This window comes from Pseudomonas sp. AMR01, assembly GCF_041946035.1.
GTDB classification, from domain to species: Bacteria; Pseudomonadota; Gammaproteobacteria; order Pseudomonadales; family Pseudomonadaceae; genus Aquipseudomonas; species Aquipseudomonas antarctica_B.
Genome location: NZ_JAUTYR010000017.1, coordinates 78,552 through 101,506 on the forward strand (window position 1 = coordinate 78,552; position 22,955 = coordinate 101,506).

Annotated in this window: 25 protein-coding genes and 1 pseudogene; 19 read left to right on the forward strand and 7 right to left on the reverse strand. The window is 61.0% G+C overall.

What is annotated here, in order from left to right; translation table 11 throughout:
- Positions 1–90 precede the first annotated feature (90 nt).
- The 10 genes from urtB (at position 91) to ureC (ending at position 8,815) form a co-directional block, all read left to right on the forward strand.
- Positions 91–1,593: an urea ABC transporter permease subunit UrtB gene (gene urtB, locus Q7C20_RS16585; protein ID WP_375068798.1), complete on the forward strand. Its 1,503-nt coding sequence runs from the start codon at positions 91–93 to the stop codon at positions 1,591–1,593.
- Positions 1,593–2,660, forward strand: coding sequence for an urea ABC transporter permease subunit UrtC (gene urtC, locus Q7C20_RS16590; protein WP_375068799.1), 1,068 nt, complete (start codon positions 1,593–1,595; stop codon positions 2,658–2,660). Before urtB ends, urtC begins: the two co-directional genes overlap by 1 nt.
- Positions 2,657–3,490, forward strand: a complete 834-nt coding sequence (gene urtD, locus Q7C20_RS16595) for an urea ABC transporter ATP-binding protein UrtD (protein ID WP_375068801.1) — start codon at positions 2,657–2,659, stop codon at positions 3,488–3,490. Before urtC ends, urtD begins: the two co-directional genes overlap by 4 nt.
- A 132-nt stretch (positions 3,491–3,622) precedes the next feature.
- Positions 3,623–4,321, forward strand: coding sequence for an urea ABC transporter ATP-binding subunit UrtE (gene urtE / locus Q7C20_RS16600; protein WP_375068803.1), 699 nt, complete (start codon positions 3,623–3,625; stop codon positions 4,319–4,321).
- Positions 4,322–4,352: 31 nt separating this feature from the next.
- The gene (locus Q7C20_RS16605) at positions 4,353–5,192 is read left to right on the forward strand and encodes an urease accessory protein UreD (protein ID WP_375068804.1); all 840 of its coding nucleotides are present in this window, start codon (positions 4,353–4,355) and stop codon (positions 5,190–5,192) included.
- Positions 5,193–5,337: 145 nt separating this feature from the next.
- On the forward strand, positions 5,338–5,640 hold the full coding sequence (locus Q7C20_RS16610; protein ID WP_375068806.1) for an urease subunit gamma: 303 nt from the start codon (positions 5,338–5,340) through the stop codon (positions 5,638–5,640).
- A gap of 9 nt (positions 5,641–5,649) precedes the next feature.
- Entirely contained in the window at positions 5,650–6,162 is a 513-nt protein-coding gene (locus Q7C20_RS16615) for an N-acetyltransferase family protein (RefSeq protein ID WP_348061986.1), read from the forward strand.
- Positions 6,163–6,167: 5 nt separating this feature from the next.
- The gene (locus Q7C20_RS16620; protein WP_375068807.1) at positions 6,168–6,701 is read left to right on the forward strand and encodes a GNAT family N-acetyltransferase; all 534 of its coding nucleotides are present in this window, start codon (positions 6,168–6,170) and stop codon (positions 6,699–6,701) included.
- Positions 6,698–7,003 carry an urease subunit beta gene (locus Q7C20_RS16625; RefSeq protein ID WP_375068808.1) on the forward strand — a complete coding sequence of 102 codons (306 nt, stop codon included), beginning with the start codon at positions 6,698–6,700 and terminating at the stop codon, positions 7,001–7,003. The genes Q7C20_RS16620 and Q7C20_RS16625 overlap by 4 nt, the downstream gene beginning before the upstream one ends.
- Before the next feature lie 111 nt (positions 7,004–7,114).
- A complete protein-coding gene (gene ureC, locus Q7C20_RS16630) occupies positions 7,115–8,815 on the forward strand; it encodes an urease subunit alpha (protein WP_375068811.1) in 1,701 nt (566 codons plus the stop codon).
- A gap of 60 nt (positions 8,816–8,875) precedes the next feature.
- On the opposite strand, the gene Q7C20_RS16635 is transcribed toward ureC, so the two are convergent.
- Positions 8,876–9,817, reverse strand: a complete 942-nt coding sequence (locus tag Q7C20_RS16635; RefSeq protein ID WP_348062217.1) for a DnaJ C-terminal domain-containing protein — start codon at positions 9,815–9,817, stop codon at positions 8,876–8,878.
- 239 nt (positions 9,818–10,056) lie between these two features.
- On the opposite strand from Q7C20_RS16635, the gene Q7C20_RS16640 reads away from it, so the two are divergent.
- Positions 10,057–11,325, forward strand: coding sequence for an Hsp70 family protein (locus Q7C20_RS16640; RefSeq protein WP_375068816.1), 1,269 nt, complete (start codon positions 10,057–10,059; stop codon positions 11,323–11,325).
- 133 nt (positions 11,326–11,458) lie between these two features.
- On the opposite strand, the gene Q7C20_RS16645 is transcribed toward Q7C20_RS16640, so the two are convergent.
- The 3 genes and pseudogenes from Q7C20_RS16645 to Q7C20_RS16655 form a co-directional block, all read right to left on the reverse strand.
- Positions 11,459–12,472 carry an AI-2E family transporter gene (locus tag Q7C20_RS16645; protein WP_375068818.1) on the reverse strand — a complete coding sequence of 338 codons (1,014 nt, stop codon included), beginning with the start codon at positions 12,470–12,472 and terminating at the stop codon, positions 11,459–11,461.
- 131 nt (positions 12,473–12,603) lie between these two features.
- On the reverse strand, positions 12,604–12,906 hold the full coding sequence (locus Q7C20_RS16650) for a PsiF family protein (RefSeq protein WP_375068820.1): 303 nt from the start codon (positions 12,904–12,906) through the stop codon (positions 12,604–12,606).
- 128 nt (positions 12,907–13,034) lie between these two features.
- A pseudogene (locus tag Q7C20_RS16655) lies at positions 13,035–13,172 on the reverse strand (AraC family transcriptional regulator); the annotation flags it as partial.
- A 76-nt stretch (positions 13,173–13,248) separates the two neighbouring features.
- Between Q7C20_RS16655 and Q7C20_RS16660 the strand changes: the two are divergent.
- The gene (locus Q7C20_RS16660; protein WP_348061539.1) at positions 13,249–14,136 is read left to right on the forward strand and encodes a DMT family transporter; all 888 of its coding nucleotides are present in this window, start codon (positions 13,249–13,251) and stop codon (positions 14,134–14,136) included.
- Between the two features lie 102 nt (positions 14,137–14,238).
- Here the strand turns inward: Q7C20_RS16660 and Q7C20_RS16665 are convergent, their stop codons facing one another.
- Positions 14,239–15,129, reverse strand: a complete 891-nt coding sequence (locus Q7C20_RS16665; protein ID WP_375068822.1) for an esterase/lipase family protein — start codon at positions 15,127–15,129, stop codon at positions 14,239–14,241.
- A 176-nt stretch (positions 15,130–15,305) separates the two neighbouring features.
- Here Q7C20_RS16665 and Q7C20_RS16670 point away from each other — a divergent pair, with 176 nt between their 5' ends.
- Entirely contained in the window at positions 15,306–15,836 is a 531-nt protein-coding gene (locus tag Q7C20_RS16670; protein ID WP_348061543.1) for a ferritin-like domain-containing protein, read from the forward strand.
- A 180-nt stretch (positions 15,837–16,016) separates the two neighbouring features.
- On the opposite strand, the gene Q7C20_RS16675 is transcribed toward Q7C20_RS16670, so the two are convergent.
- Positions 16,017–18,086, reverse strand: a complete 2,070-nt coding sequence (locus tag Q7C20_RS16675; RefSeq protein ID WP_375068824.1) for an AsmA family protein — start codon at positions 18,084–18,086, stop codon at positions 16,017–16,019.
- Positions 18,087–18,455: 369 nt separating this feature from the next.
- Here Q7C20_RS16675 and Q7C20_RS16680 point away from each other — a divergent pair, with 369 nt between their 5' ends.
- Positions 18,456–18,827 (forward strand): hypothetical protein, encoded by a 372-nt coding sequence (locus Q7C20_RS16680; protein WP_348061547.1) that lies wholly within the window; start codon positions 18,456–18,458, stop codon positions 18,825–18,827.
- Between the two features lie 150 nt (positions 18,828–18,977).
- Positions 18,978–19,610 carry a TetR family transcriptional regulator gene (locus Q7C20_RS16685; RefSeq protein ID WP_348061548.1) on the forward strand — a complete coding sequence of 211 codons (633 nt, stop codon included), beginning with the start codon at positions 18,978–18,980 and terminating at the stop codon, positions 19,608–19,610.
- Between the two features lie 5 nt (positions 19,611–19,615).
- Here Q7C20_RS16685 and Q7C20_RS16690 read toward each other — a convergent pair whose 3' ends face one another.
- A complete protein-coding gene (locus Q7C20_RS16690) occupies positions 19,616–20,089 on the reverse strand; it encodes a C40 family peptidase (RefSeq protein WP_348061550.1) in 474 nt (157 codons plus the stop codon).
- 327 nt (positions 20,090–20,416) lie between these two features.
- On the opposite strand from Q7C20_RS16690, the gene ureE reads away from it, so the two are divergent.
- From ureE to Q7C20_RS16710, 4 genes are read left to right on the forward strand one after another with little or no spacing between them, the layout of a single operon-like run.
- Positions 20,417–20,917, forward strand: a complete 501-nt coding sequence (gene ureE, locus Q7C20_RS16695; protein ID WP_078740442.1) for an urease accessory protein UreE — start codon at positions 20,417–20,419, stop codon at positions 20,915–20,917.
- The gene (locus Q7C20_RS16700; protein ID WP_375068827.1) at positions 20,914–21,588 is read left to right on the forward strand and encodes an urease accessory protein UreF; all 675 of its coding nucleotides are present in this window, start codon (positions 20,914–20,916) and stop codon (positions 21,586–21,588) included. Before ureE ends, Q7C20_RS16700 begins: the two co-directional genes overlap by 4 nt.
- An 11-nt stretch (positions 21,589–21,599) precedes the next feature.
- On the forward strand, positions 21,600–22,214 hold the full coding sequence (gene ureG / locus Q7C20_RS16705; protein ID WP_375068829.1) for an urease accessory protein UreG: 615 nt from the start codon (positions 21,600–21,602) through the stop codon (positions 22,212–22,214).
- A 25-nt stretch (positions 22,215–22,239) separates the two neighbouring features.
- Positions 22,240–22,812 carry a HupE/UreJ family protein gene (locus Q7C20_RS16710; RefSeq protein WP_375068830.1) on the forward strand — a complete coding sequence of 191 codons (573 nt, stop codon included), beginning with the start codon at positions 22,240–22,242 and terminating at the stop codon, positions 22,810–22,812.
- Positions 22,813–22,955: the final 143 nt, after the last annotated feature.

A 22,955-nucleotide genomic window follows, 5' to 3' on the forward strand; every position in this document is an offset into this window, starting at 1 on the left:
GTCAGGCGACACATCCCTCACTGGCCCACCGCATTCGCGAGCAAGCCCGCTCCCACAGTTTTGACCGCGCATGATCAGGACACTTTAGTTATGCCTACTGCCCTCCATCGCTATTTCCTGGCCTTGCTGCTGTTGCTGCCTTTCGCCGCACACGCCAGCGACGCCGAAGACTTTCTCGCCGCTAACCCGATGCAACAGGCCAAGCTCCTCCAGGACTGGGCCGCCACGCCTGACCCGGCGCGCATCGAGTTGGTGGACGCGCTGCAGCAAGGCCAGCTCACGGTCAACGGTGAAACCAAAACCGTACGCCTGAACAACCGCCTGCGCGGCCTGATCGATAACGTTCAAGCCAGCCAGCAACTACTCGCCGCCGACCCCAAGGTGCGGCTTGCGGCCGCGCAAACCCTGCAAAAAAGCGCACAACCTGCGCAGCTGAAATTTCTCGATCAACAAGTCGCCGCCGAGACAGACGAAGCCGTACACACCGCCCTCAGCCTGGCGCTCGCCAACCTGCAACTGGTCGACGCCGACCCGGTAGTGCGCCTCGCCGCTGTGCGTTTGCTCGGCGGCACCGGCGACCCACTGGCCCGCACACGCCTTGAAGCGTTGCTCGCCCCCGGCGTTGAAACCGATGCCGCCGTGCACACCGCCGCTGAAACCAGCCTGGCCCAGGTCAAACGCAAATTGATGTTCGGCGAGATCCTCGGGCAGGCCTTCAGCGGCATGTCCCTGGGGTCGATTCTGCTGTTGGCGGCCCTCGGCTTGGCGATCACCTTTGGCCTGCTCGGCGTGATCAACATGGCCCACGGCGAGATGCTGATGCTCGGCGCTTACTCCACCTACGTGGTGCAAATGCTGATGCAGCGCTACGTGCCCGCGGCCATCGAGTTCTACCCGCTGATCGCGTTGCCGGTGGCGTTTTTTGTGACCGCAACCATCGGCATGGCGCTGGAGCGCACAGTGATTCGTCACTTGTATGGCCGCCCGCTGGAAACCCTGCTCGCCACCTGGGGCATCAGCCTGATGCTGATTCAGTTGGTGCGTCTGGTGTTCGGTGCGCAGAACGTTGAAGTGTCCAACCCCGAATGGCTGTCCGGCGGTATTCAAGTGCTGCCCAACCTGGTGCTGCCGTACAACCGCATCGTGATCATCGGCTTCGCGCTGTGCGTGGTGGTGCTGACCTGGCTGCTGCTGAACAAAACCCGCCTGGGTCTCAACGTGCGCGCCGTCACCCAAAACCGCAACATGGCCGCCTGCTGTGGCGTGCCAACCGGGCGCGTGGACATGCTCGCCTTTGGCCTCGGTTCCGGCATCGCCGGGCTTGGTGGCGTAGCGCTGAGCCAAATCGGCAACGTCGGCCCGGACCTGGGCCAGAGCTACATCATCGACTCCTTCCTGGTGGTGGTGCTCGGCGGGGTCGGCCAGTTGGCCGGTAGCGTCATGGCGGCCTTCGGGCTGGGCATCGCCAACAAGATTCTTGAACCGCAGATCGGCGCCGTACTCGGCAAGATCCTGATCCTCGCGCTGATTATTCTGTTTATCCAGAAACGCCCGCAGGGACTCTTCGCACTGAAAGGACGGGTGATCGACTGATGAACCAGCCATTGATGCTTACGGCCACGCAAAAAGTCGGCCCCAAGGTCACGATTGCAGTCGGCGCGCTGACCCTCGTCGTGCTGCTGGCGCTGCCCTTGCTGTCGCTGTTGCCAGCGGATAACGCCTTTCATATCTCGGCCTACACCCTGACGCTGATGGGCAAGATTCTGTGCTACGCCATCGTCGCCCTCGCGCTGGACCTGGTCTGGGGTTACGCGGGCATGTTGTCGCTGGGCCACGGCTTGTTCTTCGCCTTGGGCGGTTATGCGATGGGCATGTACCTGATGCGCCAGGCGTCCGGGGATGAATTGCCGGCCTTCATGACCTTCCTGTCGTGGACCGAATTGCCGTGGTACTGGGTCGGCACCGAGCATTTTCTGTGGGCCATGTGCCTGGTGGTGCTGGCGCCGGGCTTACTGGCGCTGGTGTTCGGGTTCTTTGCCTTCCGTTCGCGGATCAAGGGCGTGTATTTCTCGATCATGACCCAGGCCCTGACCTTCGCCGGGATGCTGCTGTTCTTTCGCAACGAAACCGGGTTTGGCGGCAATAACGGCTTCACCAACTTTCGCAGCATCCTGGGTTTTGGCATTACTGAACCGGGCACGCGGGCGGTGCTGTTTTTCGCCACGGTGCTGTTGCTGGTTGCCAGTTTGTACACGGGTTGGCGGCTGGCGCAGAGCAAGTTCGGCCGGGTGTTGACCGCCCTGCGCGACGCCGAGAACCGCCTGATGTTCTGCGGCTACGACCCGCGCGGTTTCAAGCTGTTTGTGTGGGTGCTGAGCGCGGTGCTGTGTGGGTTGGCGGGCGCGTTGTATGTGCCGCAAGTGGGCATCATCAACCCCAGCGAAATGTCGCCGACCAACTCGATTGAGGCCGCCGTGTGGGTGGCGTTGGGCGGGCGTGGCACGCTGATCGGCCCGTTGCTGGGTGCTGGCGTGGTGAACGGCATGAAGAGCTGGTTCACCGTGGCGTTCCCGGAATACTGGCTGTTCTTCCTTGGGGCGTTGTTCATCATCGTCACCCTGTACCTGCCCAAGGGCGTTATCGGCCTGTTGAAGAAATGAGGAACGTCATGCTTGAACCTATTTTCGATGCAGGCAGCGGCCGTGACGCCATCGGCATTGGCCAGGCTGCCGGCCCCGGCCTTAACACCCGCCACGGCACCATCCTGACCCTGGAAGATATCAGCGTCAGCTTCGACGGTTTCAAGGCGCTCAACAACTTGAACCTCTACATCGGCGTCGGTGAATTGCGCTGCATTATCGGCCCCAACGGCGCGGGCAAAACCACGCTGATGGACGTGATCACCGGCAAGACCCGCCCCAGCCACGGCACCGCCTGGTTTGGCGAAAACCTCGACTTGACCGGCATGAGCGAAGTGCAGATTGCCCAGGCCGGTATCGGCCGTAAATTTCAAAAACCCACCGTGTTCGAAGCCCTGAGCGTGTTTGAAAACCTGGAGCTGGCGCAGAAAACCGACAAGTCCGTATGGGCCAGTTTGCGCGCGCGCCTGAGCGGTGAGCAGAAAGACCGTATCGACGAAGTGCTTGAGACCATCCGCCTCACCGCCTCGGCACAGCGCCCGGCCGGGTTGCTGTCACACGGCCAGAAGCAGTTCCTGGAAATCGGCATGCTGCTGATGCAAGACCCGCAACTGTTGCTGCTGGATGAACCCGTGGCGGGCATGACCGACGCCGAAACCGAATTCACCGCTGAACTGTTCAAGCGCCTGGCGGGCAAGCATTCACTGATGGTGGTGGAACACGACATGGGCTTTGTCGGCGCGATTGCCGACCACGTCACCGTGTTGCACCAGGGCAGTGTGTTGGCCGAAGGGTCGCTGGAGCAGGTGCAGGAAAACGAACGGGTGATTGAGGTCTACCTCGGTCGTTAATGCTGCTAAGGACTGCTTTATGTGGGAGCTGGCTTGCCTGCGATGGCGGTGTATCAGATACACCGCCATCGCAGGCAAGCCAGCTCCCACAGTTGATCCGGTTCCAATCAGGGAATTGAGGAGAATTTAAACATGCTGCAAGTCGACACGCTGCACCAGTACTACGGCGGTAGCCACATCCTGCGCGGGCTTTCATTCGACGTGAAAATAGGTGAAGTCACCTGCTTGCTCGGCCGTAACGGCGTGGGCAAGACCACCCTGCTAAAGTGCCTGATGGGCCTGCTGCCCGCCAAGGAAGGCGCAGTGAACTGGGAAGGCAAGGCGATCACCGGGCTCAAGCCGCACCAGCGTGTGCACGCCGGCATCGCCTATGTGCCGCAAGGCCGTGAGATTTTCGGGCGGCTGACCGTGGAAGAAAACCTGCTGATGGGCCTGTCGCGGTTTCCGGGTTCAGAGGCCAAGGAAGTGCCCGCGTTCATCTACGAACTGTTCCCGGTCTTGCTGCAAATGAAACACCGGCGTGGCGGCGACCTGTCTGGCGGCCAGCAGCAACAGCTGGCGATTGGTCGCGCCCTGGCCAGCCGTCCGCGCCTGTTGATCCTTGATGAACCCACCGAAGGCATTCAGCCGTCGGTGATCAAGGAGATCGGCGCAGTGATCAAAAAACTCGCCGCACGCGGCGACATGGCGATTTTGCTGGTGGAGCAGTTCTACGACTTTGCCGCCGAACTGGCCGACCACTACCTGGTGATGTCACGCGGCGAAATCGTGGCGCAGGGCCGTGGTGAAAATATGGAAGCAGAGGGTGTACGCGGGCTGGTAACCATCTAATCTCTAGCGTCCTGACGATAAGCACTGAACCATGAACCTGCCCGTTCCCACCGCCCTCTTCACTCCCAGCTGGCACGCCGAGCTGGAACTCGGCTACGCGCGTTTCGGCGACACCACACGCCCGGTGCTGCGTCGCCACCTCGGCCCGCTGCGGGTGCAAAAACACCTGTACGCCGAAGGCCCCGAGGTGTGCCAGCACATCATCGTGCACCCGCCCGGCGGGATTGCCGGCGGTGATCGCCTGGACATCAGCGCCCACGTTGGCGAAGGCGCCTGGGCGCAATTGACCAGCCCCGGCGCGGCCAAGTGGTATCGCGCCAGCGGCCCGGCGTTTCAGCAACTCGAACTGACCGTGCAAGCCGGTGCCACGCTGGAATGGCTGCCCCAGGAAACCATCGTATTCAGCGCGGCCCAGGCCGAGCTGACCACGCGCATCGAACTGAAGGGCGATGCCCGCTTGTTCTACTGGGACGTGGTGGCCCTCGGTCGCCCGGCCAGTGGCGAGCGTTTCGACCTCGGTCACTTTCAATCGCACCTGGATATTCGCCGCGACGGCCAGTTGCTCTGGCATGAGCGCCAGCGCATTGTGGGCGCCGACGGTTTGCTCGACTCGCCCATCGGGCTGGACGGGCAACCGGTGTTTGCCACGTTGCTGCTGACCGGTGACATCGAGCCGGAATTACTCGAACAGTGCCGCGCCCTGCCCCACACGGTGCGCGGTGACCTGACTCAATTGCCGGGCTTGCTGGTGGCGCGTTGTCTGGCCAGCGAGGCGTTGCATGCTCGGGGTTGGTTGATTGATTTATGGCGGCTTTTGCGACCGGCCGTACTGGGCCGAGAGGCCGTAGCACCAAGAATCTGGAGCACATGAAATCGGTTTATGTGGGAGCTGGCTTGCCTGCGATGCAGACGACTCGGTTAAACAGGACACTGAGTTGATGCCATCGCAGGCAAGCCAGCTCCCACATTGGATCTCTGGTGTATTTGAAAAATGTATTTATGAAGGATCTTGAACCATGGACCTGACCCCACGGGAAAAAGACAAGCTGCTGATCTTCACCGCAGGCTTGGTCGCCGAGCGCCGGCTGGCACGCGGTGTGAAGCTCAATTACCCGGAAACCATCGCCTACATCTCCGCGGCCTTGATGGAAGGCGCACGCGATGGCCGCACCGTGGCCGACCTGATGCACTTTGGCACCACCCTGCTCAGCCGCGAGCAGGTGATGGACGGCATCCCGGAAATGATCCCGGATATCCAGGTGGAAGCCACTTTCCCCGACGGCACCAAACTGGTCACTGTCCACCAGCCCATCGCGTGAGGTGCGAGCATGATTCGTGATGCAACCGAGCACGACCTGCCGGCAATCCGCGCGATCTATAACGACGCGGTGCTGAACACCACAGCAATCTGGAACGAGCAACCGGTGGACCTGGCCAACCGTCAGGCCTGGTTCAACGCGCGCCAGGCCCAGGCCTATCCGATCCTCGTGTCCATCGACAACGGTGAAGTCACCGGCTACGCCTCGTTTGGTGACTGGCGGCCCTTCGAGGGTTTTCGCTACAGCGTCGAACACTCGGTATACGTGCGCAACGACCAACGCGGCAAGGGCCTAGGCCCGCGCCTGATGGACGCCCTGATCGAGCGCGCCCGAACCTGCGGCAAGCACGTGATGGTCGCCGCCATCGAAAGCGGCAACGCGGCGTCGATCCGCCTGCATGAGCGCCTGGGTTTTATCACCACCGGGCAGATGCCCCAGGTGGGCATCAAGTTCGGCCGCTGGCTGGACCTGACCTTTATGCAACTGACATTGAATCCGGGCGCCGAACCGCCCAAGGAGTGAGGCCGATGAACGCCGCGCATTTGCGTCGAGTCAATGCTGAAAGCTTTGCCCACTACCGCCTGGGCCTGATCGAGCTGTTGCTGGACGCGGTCAAGCACGGTGCGTCGGTCGGCTTCATGGCTGATTTTGACGAGGCCCAGGCCCGCACCTACTTGAACGGTGTGCAGGCGAGCATTGAAGACGCGAGCCTGCTGCTGTGGGTGGTGGTGCGCGACGAGCAGGTGATCGCCAGCGTGCAATTGGCGCTGTGCCAGAAAGCCAACGGGCTGAACCGCGCCGAGGTGCAAAAGCTGTTGGTGCACAGCACTGCGCGGCGCCATGGCCTGGGTCAACAACTGATGAACACCCTGGAACTCGCCGCGCGCCAACACAAGCGCGGCCTGCTGTACCTCGACACCGAAGCCGGCTCCGGTGCCGAAGCGTTCTACCAGTCGCTGCGCTACACCAAAGTCGGTGAATTGCCCGACTACTGCCAAAGCCCGGACGGGCGCTACACCCCGACCGCCATCTACTTCAAGACCCTGGGGCAACCCTCATGATTCCTGGTGAATATCAGATCCAGCCTGGCGAGATCGAACTCAACGTCGGCCGCCGTACCGTTTTCCTCAGTGTGGCCAACAGTGGCGACCGGCCGATTCAGGTGGGCTCGCATTACCATTTTTTCGAGACCAATGACGCGCTGACGTTTGATCGCGCCGCAAGCCGTGGCATGCGTTTGAATATTCCAGCGGGCACGGCGGTGCGGTTTGAGCCGGGGCAGAGTCGTGAGGTGGAATTGGTGGATTTGAGCGGCGCAAGGCGCGTTTTCGGGTTTGCCGGGAAGATCATGGGCGACCTTTAAGGCCTCTTCGCGAGCAAGCCCGCTCCCACATTAGGAATGCGTTCCCCTGTGGGAGCGGGCTTGCTCGCGAAAGCGGACTCACACTCAACAAATATTTTTCAGGGCAACCACATGAAAATCAGCCGCCAAGCCTACGCCGACATGTACGGCCCCACCGTCGGTGACAAGGTCCGCCTGGCCGACACCGAATTGTTTGTCGAAGTCGAACAGGACTTCACTGTCTATGGCGAAGAAGTGAAATTCGGCGGCGGCAAGGTTATCCGTGACGGCCAGGGCCAGAGCCAGCTGCTCGCCCACGAAGTGGTCGACACGGTGATCACCAACGCGCTGATCATCGACCACTGGGGCATCGTCAAGGCCGACGTCGGCCTGAAAAACGGTCGCATCCACGCCATCGGCAAAGCCGGTAACCCGGACATCCAGCCCGGCGTGACCATGTCCATCGGCGCCAGCACCGAAGTAATCGCTGGCGAAGGCATGATCCTCACCGCTGGCGGCATCGACAGCCACGTGCACTTCATCTGCCCGCAGCAGATCGAAGAAGCGCTGACCAGCGGCGTCACCACCATGATCGGCGGCGGCACCGGGCCGGCCACCGGCACCAACGCCACCACCTGTACCTCCGGCCCGTGGCACCTGGCGCGCATGCTACAAGCCAGTGATTCGTTCCCGATGAACATCGGTTTCACCGGCAAGGGCAACGCCAGTTTGCCGGAACCGTTGATCGAACAGGTCAAGGCCGGCGCCATTGGCTTGAAGCTGCACGAAGACTGGGGCACTACCCCGGCCAGTATCAATAATTGCCTGAACGTTGCCGACGACTACGACGTGCAAGTGGCGATTCACAGCGACACGCTCAACGAGTCCGGCTTCGTCGAAACCACCCTGGCCGCACTCAAGGGCCGCACCATCCACACCTACCACACCGAGGGTGCCGGTGGCGGTCACGCGCCGGACATTATCAAGGCCTGCGGCTTCGCCAACGTGCTGCCCAGCTCCACCAACCCGACGCGGCCATTCACGCGCAACACCATCGACGAACACCTCGACATGCTGATGGTCTGCCATCACCTGGACCCCAGCATTGCTGAAGACGTGGCCTTCGCTGAAAGCCGCATCCGCCGCGAGACCATCGCCGCCGAAGACATCCTGCACGACCTTGGCGCGTTCTCGATGATCAGCTCCGACAGCCAGGCCATGGGCCGCGTCGGCGAAGTGATCACGCGCACCTGGCAGACCGCCGACAAGATGAAAAAACAGCGCGGCCCGTTGCCCGGCGATGGCCCTGGCAACGATAACTTCCGCGCCAAACGCTACATCGCCAAGTACACCATCAACCCGGCGATCACCCACGGCGTGAGCCATATTGTCGGCTCCATCGAAGTCGGCAAATGGGCCGACCTGGTGCTGTGGCGCCCGGCGTTTTTTGGCATCAAGCCGACCCTGATCCTCAAGGGCGGCGCGATTGCCTCAAGCCTGATGGGCGACGCCAACGCCTCGATCCCCACCCCGCAACCGGTGCATTACCGCCCGATGTTCGCAAGCTTCGGCAGCTCGCTGCACGCCACCAGCCTGACCTTTATCAGCCAGGCCGCCGAGGACGCCGGGTTGCCCGAAGCGCTGGGGTTGAAGAAGCAGATCGCCGTGGTCAAGGGTTGCCGCAACGTGCAGAAAACCGACTTGATCCACAACGATTACCTGCCGGACATCGAGGTTGACCCGCAGACCTATCAGGTCAAGGCCGACGGCGTGTTGCTGTGGTGTGAACCGGCCGAGGTGTTGCCGATGGCGCAGCGGTATTTCCTGTTCTGAGCGGGTTGCGCATGGCCGCCTCAGAGGCCCGCGCTGGCTAGTCAGCGCGGGCCTTTGTTTTCAGAAGTTTTCCCGTGGGTTGAACGCGGCCTTTTTCGCCAGTTCCTGCCACAGCGCGATGGTCTCGTCATCGGCCTGCTTGGGCATCACAGCCTTGAGCTGGATGTACAGGAAGCCGCGTTCACCGGCCTTGTTCAACAAACCATGGCCCTTGGCGCGCATGCGCTGGCCGTTCTGGCTGCCAGCGGGCACCTTGAGGTTGATTTTGCCGGTCAGCGTGGGCACGGCCACTTCAGCCCCCAGCGCCAGTTCCCACGGGGCCAACGGCAGGGTGATCACCAGGTTTTCGCCTTCGACTTCAAATCTGGAATGCCCCGCAAACTTGATGATCAGGTACAGGTCACCGTTGGGGCCGCCGCCAATGCCCGGCGCGCCCTGCCCCTTGAGGCGGATGCGCTCACCGTCGGCCACGCCAGCGGGAATCTTCACATTCAAGCTCTTGGTGGTGTTGCTGACATGCCGGCCCGAGCCGTCGTATTGCGGCACCTGGAAGCTGATCTGCTTGGACTCGGTGGACAGCGTTTCTTCGAGCGCCACGGTCAGCTGCATTTCCACGTCCTGGCCTTTACGCCCGGCAGGACGGCGCTGAGCGCCTTCAAAACCGCCGCCGCGCGAGCCGAAGATCGAGCTGAAAAAGTCCGAGAAGTCGCCCGTGTCCTGGCCGCCGCCGCCAAAGCCGCCACGGCTCTGCCAGCCCGGTGGCCCCTGGAACGGCTGGCCATGCTGGCCGTATTTGCGCAGCTCGTCGTATTCGGCGCGCTTGTCGGCGCTTTTAAGCGCCTCATAGGCTTCGGACGCGTCCTTGAATTTCTCTTCGGCGTCTTTTTCCTTGCTTACATCCGGATGATATTTGCGTGCGAGTTTGCGATAGGCGGCCTTGATCTCCTTGTCATCGGCGCTCGGCTCGACACCCAGTATCTTGTAGTAATCTTTGAAATCCATCGGCGGTTCACCTTCCTGAATCGAGATCGCACAGCCCGGGGCACAACGTGCGCTGCTTTGCACCTGTTGAGTGATGTGGCCTGGGGGGTGCGTCAAAGTGTTATCGGCACTTGCCGTATGCAGCAGATGTGGGGGCAAATCCCCAGGTTTCAAGCACGATTTAACGGATGGTCGGCCTACGCATCCGGCCTCGACTGGCATACACTGCGCGGCCGTTTTTCAACCGGAACCTGATTGTCATGGAAAACTCATCCCCAGCCCGTGCCTGCGGTATCGACTTCGGCACGTCCAACTCCACCGTCGGCTGGATTCGTCCCGGCATGGAAACGCTGATCGCGCTGGAGGACGACAAAATCACCCTGCCGTCGGTGGTGTTCTTCAACTTCGAGGAGCGCCGCCCGGTGTACGGCCGCCTGGCGCTGCACGAATACCTTGAAAACTACGAAGGCCGGCTGATGCGCTCGCTCAAGAGCCTGCTGGGTTCCAAGTTGATCAAGCACGACACCAGCGTGCTCGGCACCGCGATGCCCTTTACCGACCTGTTGGCGCTGTTTATCGGCCAACTCAAGAGCCGCGCTGAAGCCACCGCCGGCCGCGAGTTCGAAGAAGTGGTTTTGGGCCGCCCGGTGTTTTTCGTCGATGACGACCCGATGGCCGACCAGGAAGCCGAAAACACCCTGGTGGACGTGGCGCGCAAGATCGGCTTTAAAGACATCTCGTTCCAGTACGAGCCGATTGCGGCAGCCTTCGACTACGAGTCGACCATCCAGAAAGAAGAGCTGGTGCTGATTGTCGACATCGGCGGTGGTACGTCCGACTTCTCCCTGGTGCGCCTGTCCCCGGATCGTCGCCACAACGACAACCGCCAGGACGACATCCTCGCCACCGGCGGCGTGCACATCGGCGGTACCGACTTCGACAAACAGCTCAGCCTGCAAGGCATGATGCCGCTGTTCGGCTACGGCAGCCGCATGAAAAGCGGCGCCTACATGCCCACCAGCCACCACATGAACCTCGCTACCTGGCACACCATCAACTCGGTGTATTCGCAAAAATCTCAGCTGGCCCTGGGCAGCATGCGCTACGACATCGAAGACACCGGCGGCATCGACCGCCTGTTCAAATTGATTGAACAGCGCGCGGGCCACTGGCTGGCGATGGAAGTGGAAGAAACCAAGATCCAGCTGACCCACGAAGACAGCCGCCATGTGCTGCTCGATCGGGTTGAGCCGGGGCTGAGTGTTGAACTGAGCCGGGCGCTGTTTGAGTCAGCGATTGATGGGTTGCTCGAACGCATACGCGCCAGTGTTACGCAGTTGCTCAACGATGCAACGGTGAGTGTCGAGCAGGTAGACACGGTGTTCTTTACCGGCGGTTCCAGCGGGATTCCGGCACTGCGCCACAGCATCTCGGCGATGTTGCCGAACGCGCGGCATGTGGAAGGGAATATCTTTGGCAGTATTGGCAGCGGTCTCGCTATCGAAGCCAGCAAGCGGTACGGCTGCTGAGTTCTATCTAGAACCGCGCCGCGCCCTTCGCGAGCAAGCCCGCTCCCACATTCGACCGAGTTCCATCGATGGAATGCGGGCGAATGTGGGAGCGGGCTTGCTCGCGAAGGGGCCGGCCCAGTCAGTACAAGCCTTAAACCATCCCGCCGAGCTTCAGCTCGCTCTTGAGATACGCATAGTAAATCGGCCCGGCCACCACACCCGGCAGGCCGAATGCCGCCTCAAACACCAGCATTGCCAGCAGCAATTCCCACGACTTGGCACTGATCTGCCCGCCGACGATCCGCGCGTTGAGGAAGTACTCGACCTTGTGGATCACAATCAAATACCCCAACGCCGCCACTGCCACCCAGATCGACAGTGACAGCGCGACGATGGTGATCAGCGTGTTGGACATCAGGTTGCCGATCACCGGCAGCAGGCCGAGCAGGAAGGTCAGCACGATCAGGGTTTTGGTCAGCGGCAGGTGAATCCCGCACAGCGGCAGCACCACGGCCAGGAAGATCGCAGTAAAGGCGGTGTTGAGCGCGGCGATCTTGATCTGGGCGAAGACGATGTTGCGAAAGGCCTGGACCAGCAGGTGCAGGCGGTCGAACAAGGCGGCGGCCAACGGTTTGCGTTTGGTCAGGTCGGGCACGCGCTGCAAGGCGATGATCGCGCCGAGCACCATGCCGATCAGCAAGGTGACGAACATGTGCGCGGCGTCCTTGCCCACAAGCTGCAGTTCGCTCAGGTGCTTGCTCAGCCAGTCGCCGATGGCCACGCGGAATTCGGCGGCGCTGGCCGGCAGGTAGGCGTCGATGAACGGCGGCAGTTGCCCGCGCGCGCGGTCGACCACCCCCATGAATTTGTCGAGGGACGCTCCGGGATTTTCGGCTTCGTGAAGCAGAAAGCTGATGGCGCCGGCGAAGATCAGGGTCAGCACGCTGACGATCAAGGTGCCGAGCAAAGCCACCGCCAGCCAACGCGCACGCCGGCCTTCGATCAGGCGTTGCAACTGCGGGGTGAGCATATTGACCAGCTCATACACCAGCAGACCGGCCAACAGGCTAGGCAACAACTTGAGCGGCAGGACCAGCAGTAATCCACCGAAAATAATGATGCAACTGACCAGCAACAACACGTGACGCTGCGAAAACGTTGGCATACAGCCTCAAAACGAACGGCGTTAAAGGAAGGGCAGTCTGCCAGCCTTGAGGGAATCAAGCGAGAGTATCGGCTGCGAATGCAATCAATTGTGGCAGCTGGCTTGCCTGCTCCCACAATTGATCTCCGGCGTCAGCCACCTTTGAGGCAAGTGCTCATAAAGGTTTTACGCGCGTCGCCGGTCAGCGCCTGTGTTTTCGCCGAGGCATTGCAGTCTTTCATCTTCTGTTGCTGCGGGGGCAGGGTCTTGGCGTCGTTGGCCGCTGGTGCCGACAGGCAGGTTTTCATAAAGGCTTTACGGTCGTCGCCTTTGAGGGTCTTGGTGGTGGCTTCAGCGTTGCAGGTGGTCATTTTGTTTTGCTGGGCGGTGGCGGCAAACCCTTGGGAACATAACAGCAGGCCCATCATCAACAGCGGAATTCGCAGCATCTTCATGGAGTTTTCTCCCTGTTACCGTGCCGAAGGGGCACGGCCTACACGGCAGTGTAGTCAAAGGCTGTTACATCTCTAGCGGCTGCGAATATTCGACCGACGGTATTGCTCCGGGGTGCAGCCGGCGTGGCGCTGGCCGAATAATCCAGCGCCCCCCAGAAGTGCTGATGCGGCGTGCACTCGGTATCAGGGGCCAAATCGGAATAGCGGAAATACACGGGGCTTGGCAGCCTGAGGAAGTCCTCGAGGCGTATGGTGTGTCGGGGCATGTTATCTGGTTCGCAGTATGAGCTTCGATCCAGACAAGGGATAATCCTGGCTCAACACCCTATCTGGTTTCCTTCAATGCAATACGCGTATCCCCTGCTGGCCATTTTTATCTGGGCCGGCAACACCGTGGTCAACAAACTCGCCGTGGGCTCGATCTTCCCCGCCGAGATCGGCTTTTACCGCTGGGTGCTGGCGGCGCTGCTGTTCACCCCGTTCATGCTCAAACCGGTAATTGCCAATTGGCCGTTGATCCGCCCCAACCTGGGCAAAATCTTCATTCTCGGCGTGCTTGGCATGGCGGTTTACCAGAGCCTGGCCTACTACGCGGCGACGGTCACCACGGCGACCAACATGGGCATCATCCTGTCGCTGATGCCGTTGATGGCCCTGACGGCGGCGATCATCAGCCTCGGCCAGCGTCTGACCTTGGGTGCGCTGACCGGTGCAGTGCTGTCGTTTGCCGGCGTGGTGGTGGTGGTTTCAGCCGGTAGCCTCGGCGCCTTGCTGCAACATGGGGTCAACCTAGGCGACGGCATGATGTTGATCGCCACCCTGGCCTACGCGGTCTACAGCACCCTGCTGAAAAAATGGCAGCTGCGCCTGCCGCCGTTGGTGTTGCTGTATTTGCAGATACTGGTGGCGGTGGTGGTGCTGTTTCCGCTGTTCCTGTTTTCGGCGAAAGCGGGGTTGGGCTGGGCGAATATTCCGCTGATTCTGTACGCGTGTTTGCTGGCGTCGATGCTGGCGCCGCTGGCGTGGATGCACTCCATCAAAACCCTGGGGCCGAGTCGGACCACGCTGTTTTTTAATTTGCTGCCGCTGATCACCGCGCTGATTGCGGCGGTGGTGTTGAAGGAGGAATTGGCGCTGTATCACTTGGTCGGCGGGTTGCTGACGCTGGGTGGGGTGATTTTGTCGGAGCGCTGGACTACGCCGGTCAGGCAGAAGGTTAGCGTGGCCTGAACCACCGCCATCGCAGGCAAGCCAGCTCCCACATCTGATTGGGTTTCCACATCACCATGTGGGAGCTGGCTTGCCTGCGATGAACGATAACGCGGTCCCCGGCTAAACCCCGGCAGCCTTCAACCGCTGCGCATGCTCGACAAACAACCGAATCGGCTCCGCGCCCTTGCCCACCAGCCCCAGCGACTGGTTGACGATATCGAAGTGGTCCAGGGCGTAGTTATCGCCGATGACCGTGCCCAGATGAGAGCTGTAGCGCCCAACCATGCCGTCGCACTGCCCCTTCTCGCGCACAAAACTGCGCGCAAACAGCCGACAACTGCGATTCGTGCCATCCAGCAGGTTGCGTCCACGGTCGGTCTTGCCCGGCTGCAACGTGCCAGACCACGAGTAATAGCGCACGCCGTTGACCTCCTCCAGGCCTTGCCCGCCCCAGGTGTGCGGCAAGCCTTGGGGATATTGGCGGTTGAACAACGCCACGCCGGCGCTGGTCAGGGAATGATGCGAGGCCTGCAAATCCGCCTTGAAGCGCGGCCCGCGATAGCCGGTTTCGAGCAGGGCCATCACCCAGGCGACCCAATGAAACAGCGCGCTCATGATTCGGCCCTTCACGCTGTCTGCCGGGTGGTGGACGTGGATATGGTCCGCCAGCTCCGAGCCGTGATTGGGCCCGGCCACCGAGGTCACGGACGCCACCCATTCCGGGCGTTTGGCCGCCGCGTAACGTGCGGTCAAGGCACCCTGGCTGTGGCCGATCAGGTTGACTTTGTCGGCGCCTGTCTCTCGGCGAATCTGCTCAATCTGGATCAGCAATTGCTCGCCGCGCACTTCACTGGAGTCCAGCGGCGCCACCTGCACGGGATACACCTGCGCCCCGCCTGCGCGCAGGGCCGGCACGATGCCGTACCAGTAGGGAAAGAACCCGACGCGCACAAACCCGAGCATGCCAGGCACCAATACCAGCGGGTAACGTGTAGCTAACGGCTGCGACATGAAGCAAACGTCCGTGATCCAAAGGCGGTGAGATGAGGTTAGCCCAGCTGCGCGACTAGGTTGTGACACATCCGGGCAAATCCAATAAAACTTTTTGCCGCGCGCAGCACTCACAACTTGGAGCGATCACGCCAGCAGAGCGTGGCGTAAAACCGGATTAGCACCAGGAGATTGAGATGACTGAAGCACATTTGACTGACGTTGCGACCCTGCGCGAACGCGCCCGCCAGAACGTCGAAAACGGTGCCGTGACTGAAGGTTACGACGCTGACCGCGAAGAAATCATTCGCCTGCTCAACGCTTCGCTGGCCACTGAACTGGTCTGTGTATTGCGTTACAAGCGCCACTATTTCATGGCCTCCGGCGTGAAAGCGCATGTGGCGGCTGAGGAATTCCTTGAGCACGCGACCCAGGAAGCCGAGCACGCCGACAAGCTGGCCGAGCGCATCGTGCAACTGGGCGGCGAGCCGGAGTTCAACCCGGACCTGTTGTCGAAAAACTCCCACGCTCAATACGTGGCCGGCAACAACCTGAAGGAAATGGTCTACGAAGACCTGGTAGCCGAGCGCATCGCAGTGGACAGCTACCGCGAGATCATTCAGTACATCGGCGACAAGGACCCAACCAGCCGCCGCCTATTTGAAGAAATCCTCGCTCAGGAAGAAGAGCACGCCGACGACATGGCGGACATTCTCAGCAGCTTGTAATTGGCGGTACAAAAAGGGGGGCCTGATTTATCAGGCCCCACTTTTTTGTCTGCAACACCGCCAATCAAATGTGGGAGCGGGCTTGCTCGCGATAGCGGATTTTCAGTCACCGAAGATATCGACTGATCTACCGCCTTCGCGAGCAAGCCCGCTCCCACATTCGGTTACTGGTTTAGTCAGTTAGCCCTTCACTGTTTTCGGCGCCTTGCCTTCCTTCATCTGTTGCAGCAGCGGCGCGCATTCGTTCGGCTCTCCGCCGCTGGGGGCAACCAGTGCCAGCAGGCCAGCGGCCGGGCCGGCAATCACGCCCAGCGCCACCATGCCCGCGCCGCGCAATGCCAAAGGAATGGCTTTCACACCGGCATTGGGCTTGATGAACGGGCCGTTGACGTACAGCGGCGAGCGCAGAGAGAACAGGCGAAAGCCCTTGGATTCCGGCGTGATGGTGAGGTCAAGCTGCTCGCTGGCCATGTTCGCGGTGCCATCGATGTAGATGATCGCGTTCTCGGTATCGAACACAAACAGGCGAGTGGTCGCCAGGCCGGTCTTGATGCCGAAGTCTGCCGCTGCGCAGTTGATCTTCACTTCCTTGTCGCCGAACAGGCGGCCCACCACGTAGTTGCCCACGTTGAGCCCGGCAATTTCCATCAGGCCACGGCTGATGGCGCCGTCGTTGATGAGCATTTTCAGGTCACCGTTGGAGGTGCCCAACAGTGCGGCCACGGAGTTGCCACGCCCGGAAATATCCGCGTCACCGTTGAGTTCACCAAAGCTGGTTTTCATCGGTTCGAAGGTTGGGAACAACTGCTTGAGCTTGAAGTTGCGCGCGGTGAGTTTGGCGCGGCCTTCCATCGGCGTGGTGCGGCCATTCAGACGAATCTGCGCGTCCAGCTTGCCGCCCGCTACACCAAAGCGCAGGGGTTCCAGGCTCAGCGTGCCATCGTTGAGCACCAAGTGGGTGTAGAGGTCGGTGAAGGGCAGCTCGGCGCTGTGCACGATGCGCTTGCCGGTGAACTCCACGTCGGCGTCCATATCGCGCCAGCGCTCGGTACGGAACTCTTCCACCGGCAGCACTTTTGTCGCCGGTTGTTTGCTCTCGCCGCCACGGGCTTTTTGCTTGGCGTTGGAGTCGGCACCGATGAGGGGCGCAAGGTCAGCCATCAGCAGTTGGTTGGAGACCAGAGCGCCGGTGAGCTTCGGCCGTGGCTTGCTGGCGACGTAGCCCAAATCGCCATGGATATCGCTGTTGCCGATCTTGCCGTTGAAGTTTTCGTAGGTGAACGACGCGCCATTGGCGTCATGCAACTTGGCGATCAAGTGGCCATCGGTGGAGTACGCCGGGGAGTCCGGCAGGGTAACGCCCGTCAACGGGTAGAGGTTGCCCAGGCTTGCGCCCGCAAGTTTCAGGCGCAGGTCCAGGGCACCCAGGTTCAGTGGGTCGGTCAGGGTGCCGGCGATGGCGATGCTGGTGTCGGCAATCTTGACCTGGGCTTGCAGCGGGAACGGTTTGGCCGCGTCCTGCAGGGCAAGCAGGCCGCCAATTTTGCCGGTGCCGTCGAGTTTCTGGCCGTGGTACTGGCCTTTGACCTTGAGGGCAAACGCGTAGTCCTGAGGCGCCGAGCCTTTTTCCAGGGCTTTTTTGGCATCGGCGTCGCCGACGATTTCGCCGAAGGGAATCGGCTTGCCCAGCGGGTCGATGATCACATCGAGTTGGGTCTTGAGGGTTTGGTCGTCGAGGGTCACGTGGCCTTTGTCGAAGCCGATGGCGCCGATGTCCACCACCCAGCTGGAAGGCTCGGCGTTGGGGTCTTTGGGGTCGAATTTGAAGGTCCAGTTGGCGCGGCCATCGGCCAGGCGCTGCAGGTCGGCGCTCGGCTCGGTGAGGTCGATGCGCGGAATCACCACGCGCTGCAGCAGTAACGCCAGGGGCGAAATGCGCAATTCGACTTTTTTCAGCGTGACCATTTGCGGCTTTTTCGACCACTCGGGGTTGCCTAGGGTCAGGTCTTCAGCAATCACGTGGGGCCACGGCACCCAGGAACGCCAACCGCCTTCCTCGGGCTCGCGCGCCCACACCACCGCCAGGTTGCCATTGATGGCGAAAGGGCGATGCAGCTCTTCGGAAACCTTGGCATTGAGCGGCGGCTTGATGCGGTTCCAGTCAAAAAACACCAGCACCAACACCGCTAAGGCGATTAACAGAACGAAGCTGGCGCAGCTCCAGGCGACGATTTTACGAGTGCGCGTCATTGCACATGACTCCTGATTACGACTGAGGGTGCACGCTGCGGCGCACCTTGTGACTACAGCTTATAGGGCTACGACTGGCAAACGGCGCCGGGGTTTAGCCAGAAACCGAATTAACCGTAAAAAAAGCAATTTTTCCTACAGCCCTGATCGTCCGAACCCTGAACACTGCACCAGTGTTACCCACGAACGGGTCGAAAATACCCACCTTGGTGCAAAACCGCGGGCTTGAGAGGTCCGGCCTAGAGCCTCTGCCGAGAACAATCAATTCTGTTGATTATTACCATTGTGTTTATGAACTTTCATATCGACTTATCGAGAGTAGCATTAGCCCTGTACCCACTTTATCGCCCTCCCAAGGAGCAACCCATCATGAAACGCCAAGTACTCGCTGTCGCCCTGTTGTCTGTTCTCGCTTCCAGTGCCTTTGCCCTGCCAGCCGCTGAACAAGCTACCCCACAGAACAAGGCTCAAGCCGTTGAATCCAGCCAGACCCTGGCTCGCAGCGGTTCGCAAGAAGATGAAAACCGTGACTACGCCAAAGGCGCTGTTGCTGAAAATGGTTCGGAACATGCCAACAAACGTGCTTACACCGAAGGCGTTGCTGAAGGTGGCCGTGATCGCCTGGAACAGAAAGGTCTGGTAGAAGGCGGCGCTGAACAAGCCAACAAACGCGCTTACACCGACGGTGTTGCTGAAGGTGGTTCGGACCGTCTGCAAGAACTGCATCAAGCACAGAGCTAACCCGTGGTGGCCCAGAAAAAAGCCCGATCTGCCGATCGGGCTTTTGCTTTTTTATAAACCGCGTCACGCCTGAAGCCTGCCAAGTTCGACGCCGGCAAAGCTGTTTTGCTAGAGTGCGTCGCTGTACTTGCCGACAAAGCCCACCCGCCAATGCTGCCCCGCGCCGAACAGAAGCAACAGACCCGCCTCGCCTTGATGGACGCAGCCCGCCATCTGATGGAGTGTGGCCGAGGGTTTGGCAGCCTCAGCCTGCGCGAAGTGGCGAAGACCGCCGGCATCGTGCCGACAGGGTTCTATCGTCATTTTGACGACATGGACCAGCTGGGTTTGGTACTGGTGAGTGAAGTCGGCCAGACTTTCCGCGCCACGATTCGCCTGGTGCGCCATAACGAATTCGTGATGGGCGGCATCATTGATGCGTCCGTGCGTATCTTTCTGGATGTGGTTTCGGCCAACCGATCGCAATTCCTGTTCCTGGCCCGCGAGCAATATGGCGGCTGCCTGGCTGTGCGCCAAGCCATTGGAGCGCTGCGCGAAGACATCACCCGCGACCTCGCGGCAGACCTGACCTCCATGCCCAAGCTCCAGCATTTGGATGCCGAAGGCTTGCACGTGATGGCCGACCTGATCGTAAAAAGTGTGTTCGCCACCCTGCCCGACATCATCGACCCGCCGGCCGAGGCGCTGCCTCCCCACCTCACGCCTCAGGCGAAAATCACCCAGCAGTTGCGCTTTATCTTTATCGGTCTCAAGCACTGGCAAGGGTTGGGCAGCACTGAGTAAGCCAATCAGCCTGCGGTGTGAAAACGCTTGGCGGTGGTGTAGCTCTTCTTCCAGTAGCTGTTGCTCAACGAATCGATACGCACGCGTTTGCCGCTACTGGGTGAGTGGATGAACTTGCCCTGGCCTATATAAAGGCCCACATGGCTGACTTGACCGCGCCCATTACCCGAAAAGAACACGGCATCGCCAGGCTTGAGCGCACTGCGTTTGATGGTCGCTGCGGTTGAACGGTGCATGTCGGTGGTGGTACGGGGTAACTGGATATTGGCTTGGGTCTTGAACAGATAGACCAGAAAACTGCTGCAATCGAACCCGCGATCCGTTGAGCCCCCGCCCGCTTTATAAGGCGTGCCGAGCAACTCGTGGGCGCGGTCGATCACGTTGTCGATGGAGGTTACGCGCGGCTCGAACGTGGCCGACGCCGAGGGAATGGCGCAGGCCAGGCTGACAATGACTACACACAAAAAAGATTTGAACATGATGGACGTCGCAGTGAATTAAACACGGCGCAAATCCTAATCAAACAGCGCGTAATTTCTGGAAGGGGGAATCCTTGGTGTTCGTAGGACAAATCCGAAAGGAACAGATGAAAGACATTTGACGCCGCAAGTGGCGGATCTCAACGCAAAACGCCCCTATGCGGTGCCATACAATCAATCACGCACCAAATTGAAACACTCTCCGAATAGGCTGATGCCCCATCCGGTGGCGTGTCCGTGCCTGCCTACAGGCATTTCCTACTCGCCTCCAGGGTTGGCAAGCCCCTTGCTCTGGCTCTGTTATCGCTCATAGCTGGAAGCCTTCTGATGCTGGTGATCCACCGCCGAATCGCCCCCCAAGCCCTCTGGGCCGCCGAGTTGCTGCTGAACTTCGAGGCCCGCAGCAAGAGCCGTCTGCGCTGTTTCAGTGCCGACGGTGAAGACGTCGGCCTGTTTCTGGAGCGCGGCCAGCCGCCGCTGCACGATGGCGAATGCCTACAGGCCGAAGACGGACGCGTCGTACGCGTGCGTGCTCGCCCTGAACAACTGCTGCACGTCACCTGCACCAATGCGTTTGAACTGACCCGCGCCGCCTACCACCTCGGCAACCGCCATGTGGCCTTGCAGGTCGGCGACGGCTGGCTGCGCCTGCTCGATGACTACGTACTCAAAGCCATGCTGGATCAGTTGGGCGCCACCACTGAAACCATTGAAGCGCCGTTTCAGCCGGAACACGGCGCCTACGGCGGCGGCCACCACCATTCGCGCCATGGCGATGAAGACTTCAACTACCCGCCCAAACTGCATCAGTTCGGCGTACGCCTGTGAACAAGGCCTGGGCGCTGCTGCGTCTGGCCAGTCCGCAATTGCCGATTGGCGGCTACAGCTATTCCCAAGGCCTGGAAATGGCCGTGGAAGATGGCCGCGTCAACGATGCGGCCAGCGCTCGGCGCTGGATCAGTGATCAGCTGTCTCTCAACCTCGCCCGCTTTGAAGCCCCGTTGTTACTCGCCCACTGCCGCGCCGCGGCGGATGAGGATTGGTCACAGCTGGTGCAGCTATGTGAGGAGCATCGCGCCAGCCGCGAAACCCGTGAGCTGTACCAGGAAAGCCGGCAGATGGGTTATTCCCTGCAACAACTGCTCAACGGCCTGCCCGAACTGGACGATGCCGCGCGCAACTTTCTTGAACAACGCGCCGAACCCCACCTCGCTTTAGGCTGGGCGCTGGCCGCCCGCGCCTGGGCCATCAGCCCCGACGACGCCCTCGCCGCCTGGCTGTGGAGCTGGCTGGAAAACCAATTGGCCGTGCTGATGAAAACCCTGCCTCTGGGCCAGCAAGCCGCGCAACGCTTGACCAGTGAACTGCTGCCCTTGCTGCAACACGCCCAGCAGGACGCCGCCCGCATCGACCCCAACCACGTGGGCAGCGCCGCGTTTGGCCTGTCCCTGGCGTGCATGGCCCACGAGCGCCAGTACAGCCGCCTGTTCCGTTCCTAGGAGAATCAGATATGAACATACAACCCCTGCGCGTCGGCATCGGCGGCCCGGTGGGCTCCGGCAAAACCGCCCTGACCCTGGCCCTGTGCCTGGCGCTGCGCGATCGCTATAACCTGGCGGTGGTCACCAATGACATCTATACCCGCGAAGACGCCGACTTCCTGGTACGCAACCAGGCTTTGGCGCCGGAGCGCATCATCGGCGTGGAAACCGGCGGCTGCCCGCACACGGCGATTCGCGAAGACGCCTCGATCAACCTCGAAGCCGTCGACCAGCTCAACCGCCGCTTCCCCGGCCTGGACCTGATTCTGGTGGAGTCCGGCGGGGACAACTTGTCGGCCACTTTCAGCCCTGAACTGTCGGACCTGACGATCTATGTGATCGATGTGTCTGCCGGCGACAAGCTGCCGCGCAAAGGCGGGCCCGGTATTTGCAAATCCGACTTGCTGGTGATCAACAAGATCGACCTGGCGCCTCTGGTCGGCGCTTCTCTTGAGTTGATGAACAGCGACACCACGCGCATGCGCAACGGTAAACCCTTTGTGTTCAGCAACCAGAAAACCGGCGTCGGCCTGGAAGAAATCGTCGCCTTTATCGAACGTCAGGGCTTGCTGACTGCTGCCTGATTCCACCCTTCTAAGGAGCCTGCTCATGGGTCTCAACAAACTTCTCGCAACCGCCGCTTTGCTGCTGGCTCCCGCCCTCGCCTTTGCTCACCCCGGGCACGGCGATAATGGGTGGGTGGCCGGTGTCAGCCACCCGTTGGGCGGCATTGATCACTTATTGGCGATGGTCGCTGTCGGCTTGTGGGCGGCGCAGCAACAAGGCAATGCGCGTTGGGCGCTGCCGTGTGCGTTTGTCGGCACCATGTTGATTGGCGGCCTGCTCGGTTTTGAAGGGCTGCAATTGCCGGGGCTGGAGAGCGGGATTGCTGCTTCGGTGCTGGCACTGGGTTTGGCGGTGGCACTGGCGGTGCGGCCGCCGTTGTTTGTGGCGGTGGGTGCGACGGCGTTGTTTGCGCTGTTTCATGGTGTGGCGCATGGGTTGGAATTGCCGGACATGTCTAGCCCTTGGGCGTATGCGGCGGGGTTTGTCGCTGCTACGGCCGGTTTGCATGCGGCGGGGTATGCGGTGGTGCGCTTTCTGCCGGGGGCGGCGGCGCCGTTGGTGCGGGTGGCGGGGGCGGCTTCGGCGGCTACGGGGGTTTGGTTGTTGGCGGGGTGAGTTTTTTTGGGGGGCGTTTTTGCCGGGTTTGGGTACATATCCGTTAGCGTCGCAACGGCTTGGATGGGTTCCGCTCTTACAGCGGGTCACTTTTTGAAGAGCGCAAAAAGTAACCAAAAACGCTCCGCCCCACCACTCGGCAC

Excerpts from the sequence above, each read along its gene's own strand:
- urtB (WP_375068798.1), top strand. The coding sequence starts at position 91 with ATGCCTACTGCCCTCCATCGCTATTTCCTGGCCTTGCTGCTGTTGCTG.
- urtC (WP_375068799.1), top strand. The coding sequence starts at position 1,593 with ATGAACCAGCCATTGATGCTTACGGCCACGCAAAAAGTCGGCCCCAAG.
- urtD (WP_375068801.1), top strand. The coding sequence starts at position 2,657 with ATGAGGAACGTCATGCTTGAACCTATTTTCGATGCAGGCAGCGGCCGT.
- urtE (WP_375068803.1), top strand. The coding sequence starts at position 3,623 with ATGCTGCAAGTCGACACGCTGCACCAGTACTACGGCGGTAGCCACATC.
- Q7C20_RS16605 (WP_375068804.1), top strand. The coding sequence starts at position 4,353 with ATGAACCTGCCCGTTCCCACCGCCCTCTTCACTCCCAGCTGGCACGCC.
- Q7C20_RS16610 (WP_375068806.1), top strand. The coding sequence starts at position 5,338 with ATGGACCTGACCCCACGGGAAAAAGACAAGCTGCTGATCTTCACCGCA.
- Q7C20_RS16615 (WP_348061986.1), top strand. The coding sequence starts at position 5,650 with ATGATTCGTGATGCAACCGAGCACGACCTGCCGGCAATCCGCGCGATC.
- Q7C20_RS16620 (WP_375068807.1), top strand. The coding sequence starts at position 6,168 with ATGAACGCCGCGCATTTGCGTCGAGTCAATGCTGAAAGCTTTGCCCAC.
- Q7C20_RS16625 (WP_375068808.1), top strand. The coding sequence starts at position 6,698 with ATGATTCCTGGTGAATATCAGATCCAGCCTGGCGAGATCGAACTCAAC.
- ureC (WP_375068811.1), top strand. The coding sequence starts at position 7,115 with ATGAAAATCAGCCGCCAAGCCTACGCCGACATGTACGGCCCCACCGTC.
- Q7C20_RS16635 (WP_348062217.1), bottom strand. The coding sequence starts at position 9,817 with ATGGATTTCAAAGATTACTACAAGATACTGGGTGTCGAGCCGAGCGCC.
- Q7C20_RS16640 (WP_375068816.1), top strand. The coding sequence starts at position 10,057 with ATGGAAAACTCATCCCCAGCCCGTGCCTGCGGTATCGACTTCGGCACG.
- Q7C20_RS16645 (WP_375068818.1), bottom strand. The coding sequence starts at position 12,472 with ATGCCAACGTTTTCGCAGCGTCACGTGTTGTTGCTGGTCAGTTGCATC.
- Q7C20_RS16650 (WP_375068820.1), bottom strand. The coding sequence starts at position 12,906 with ATGAAGATGCTGCGAATTCCGCTGTTGATGATGGGCCTGCTGTTATGT.
- Q7C20_RS16660 (WP_348061539.1), top strand. The coding sequence starts at position 13,249 with ATGCAATACGCGTATCCCCTGCTGGCCATTTTTATCTGGGCCGGCAAC.
- Q7C20_RS16665 (WP_375068822.1), bottom strand. The coding sequence starts at position 15,129 with ATGTCGCAGCCGTTAGCTACACGTTACCCGCTGGTATTGGTGCCTGGC.
- Q7C20_RS16670 (WP_348061543.1), top strand. The coding sequence starts at position 15,306 with ATGACTGAAGCACATTTGACTGACGTTGCGACCCTGCGCGAACGCGCC.
- Q7C20_RS16675 (WP_375068824.1), bottom strand. The coding sequence starts at position 18,086 with ATGACGCGCACTCGTAAAATCGTCGCCTGGAGCTGCGCCAGCTTCGTT.
- Q7C20_RS16680 (WP_348061547.1), top strand. The coding sequence starts at position 18,456 with ATGAAACGCCAAGTACTCGCTGTCGCCCTGTTGTCTGTTCTCGCTTCC.
- Q7C20_RS16685 (WP_348061548.1), top strand. The coding sequence starts at position 18,978 with ATGCTGCCCCGCGCCGAACAGAAGCAACAGACCCGCCTCGCCTTGATG.
- Q7C20_RS16690 (WP_348061550.1), bottom strand. The coding sequence starts at position 20,089 with ATGTTCAAATCTTTTTTGTGTGTAGTCATTGTCAGCCTGGCCTGCGCC.
- ureE (WP_078740442.1), top strand. The coding sequence starts at position 20,417 with ATGCTGGTGATCCACCGCCGAATCGCCCCCCAAGCCCTCTGGGCCGCC.
- ureG (WP_375068829.1), top strand. The coding sequence starts at position 21,600 with ATGAACATACAACCCCTGCGCGTCGGCATCGGCGGCCCGGTGGGCTCC.
- Q7C20_RS16710 (WP_375068830.1), top strand. The coding sequence starts at position 22,240 with ATGGGTCTCAACAAACTTCTCGCAACCGCCGCTTTGCTGCTGGCTCCC.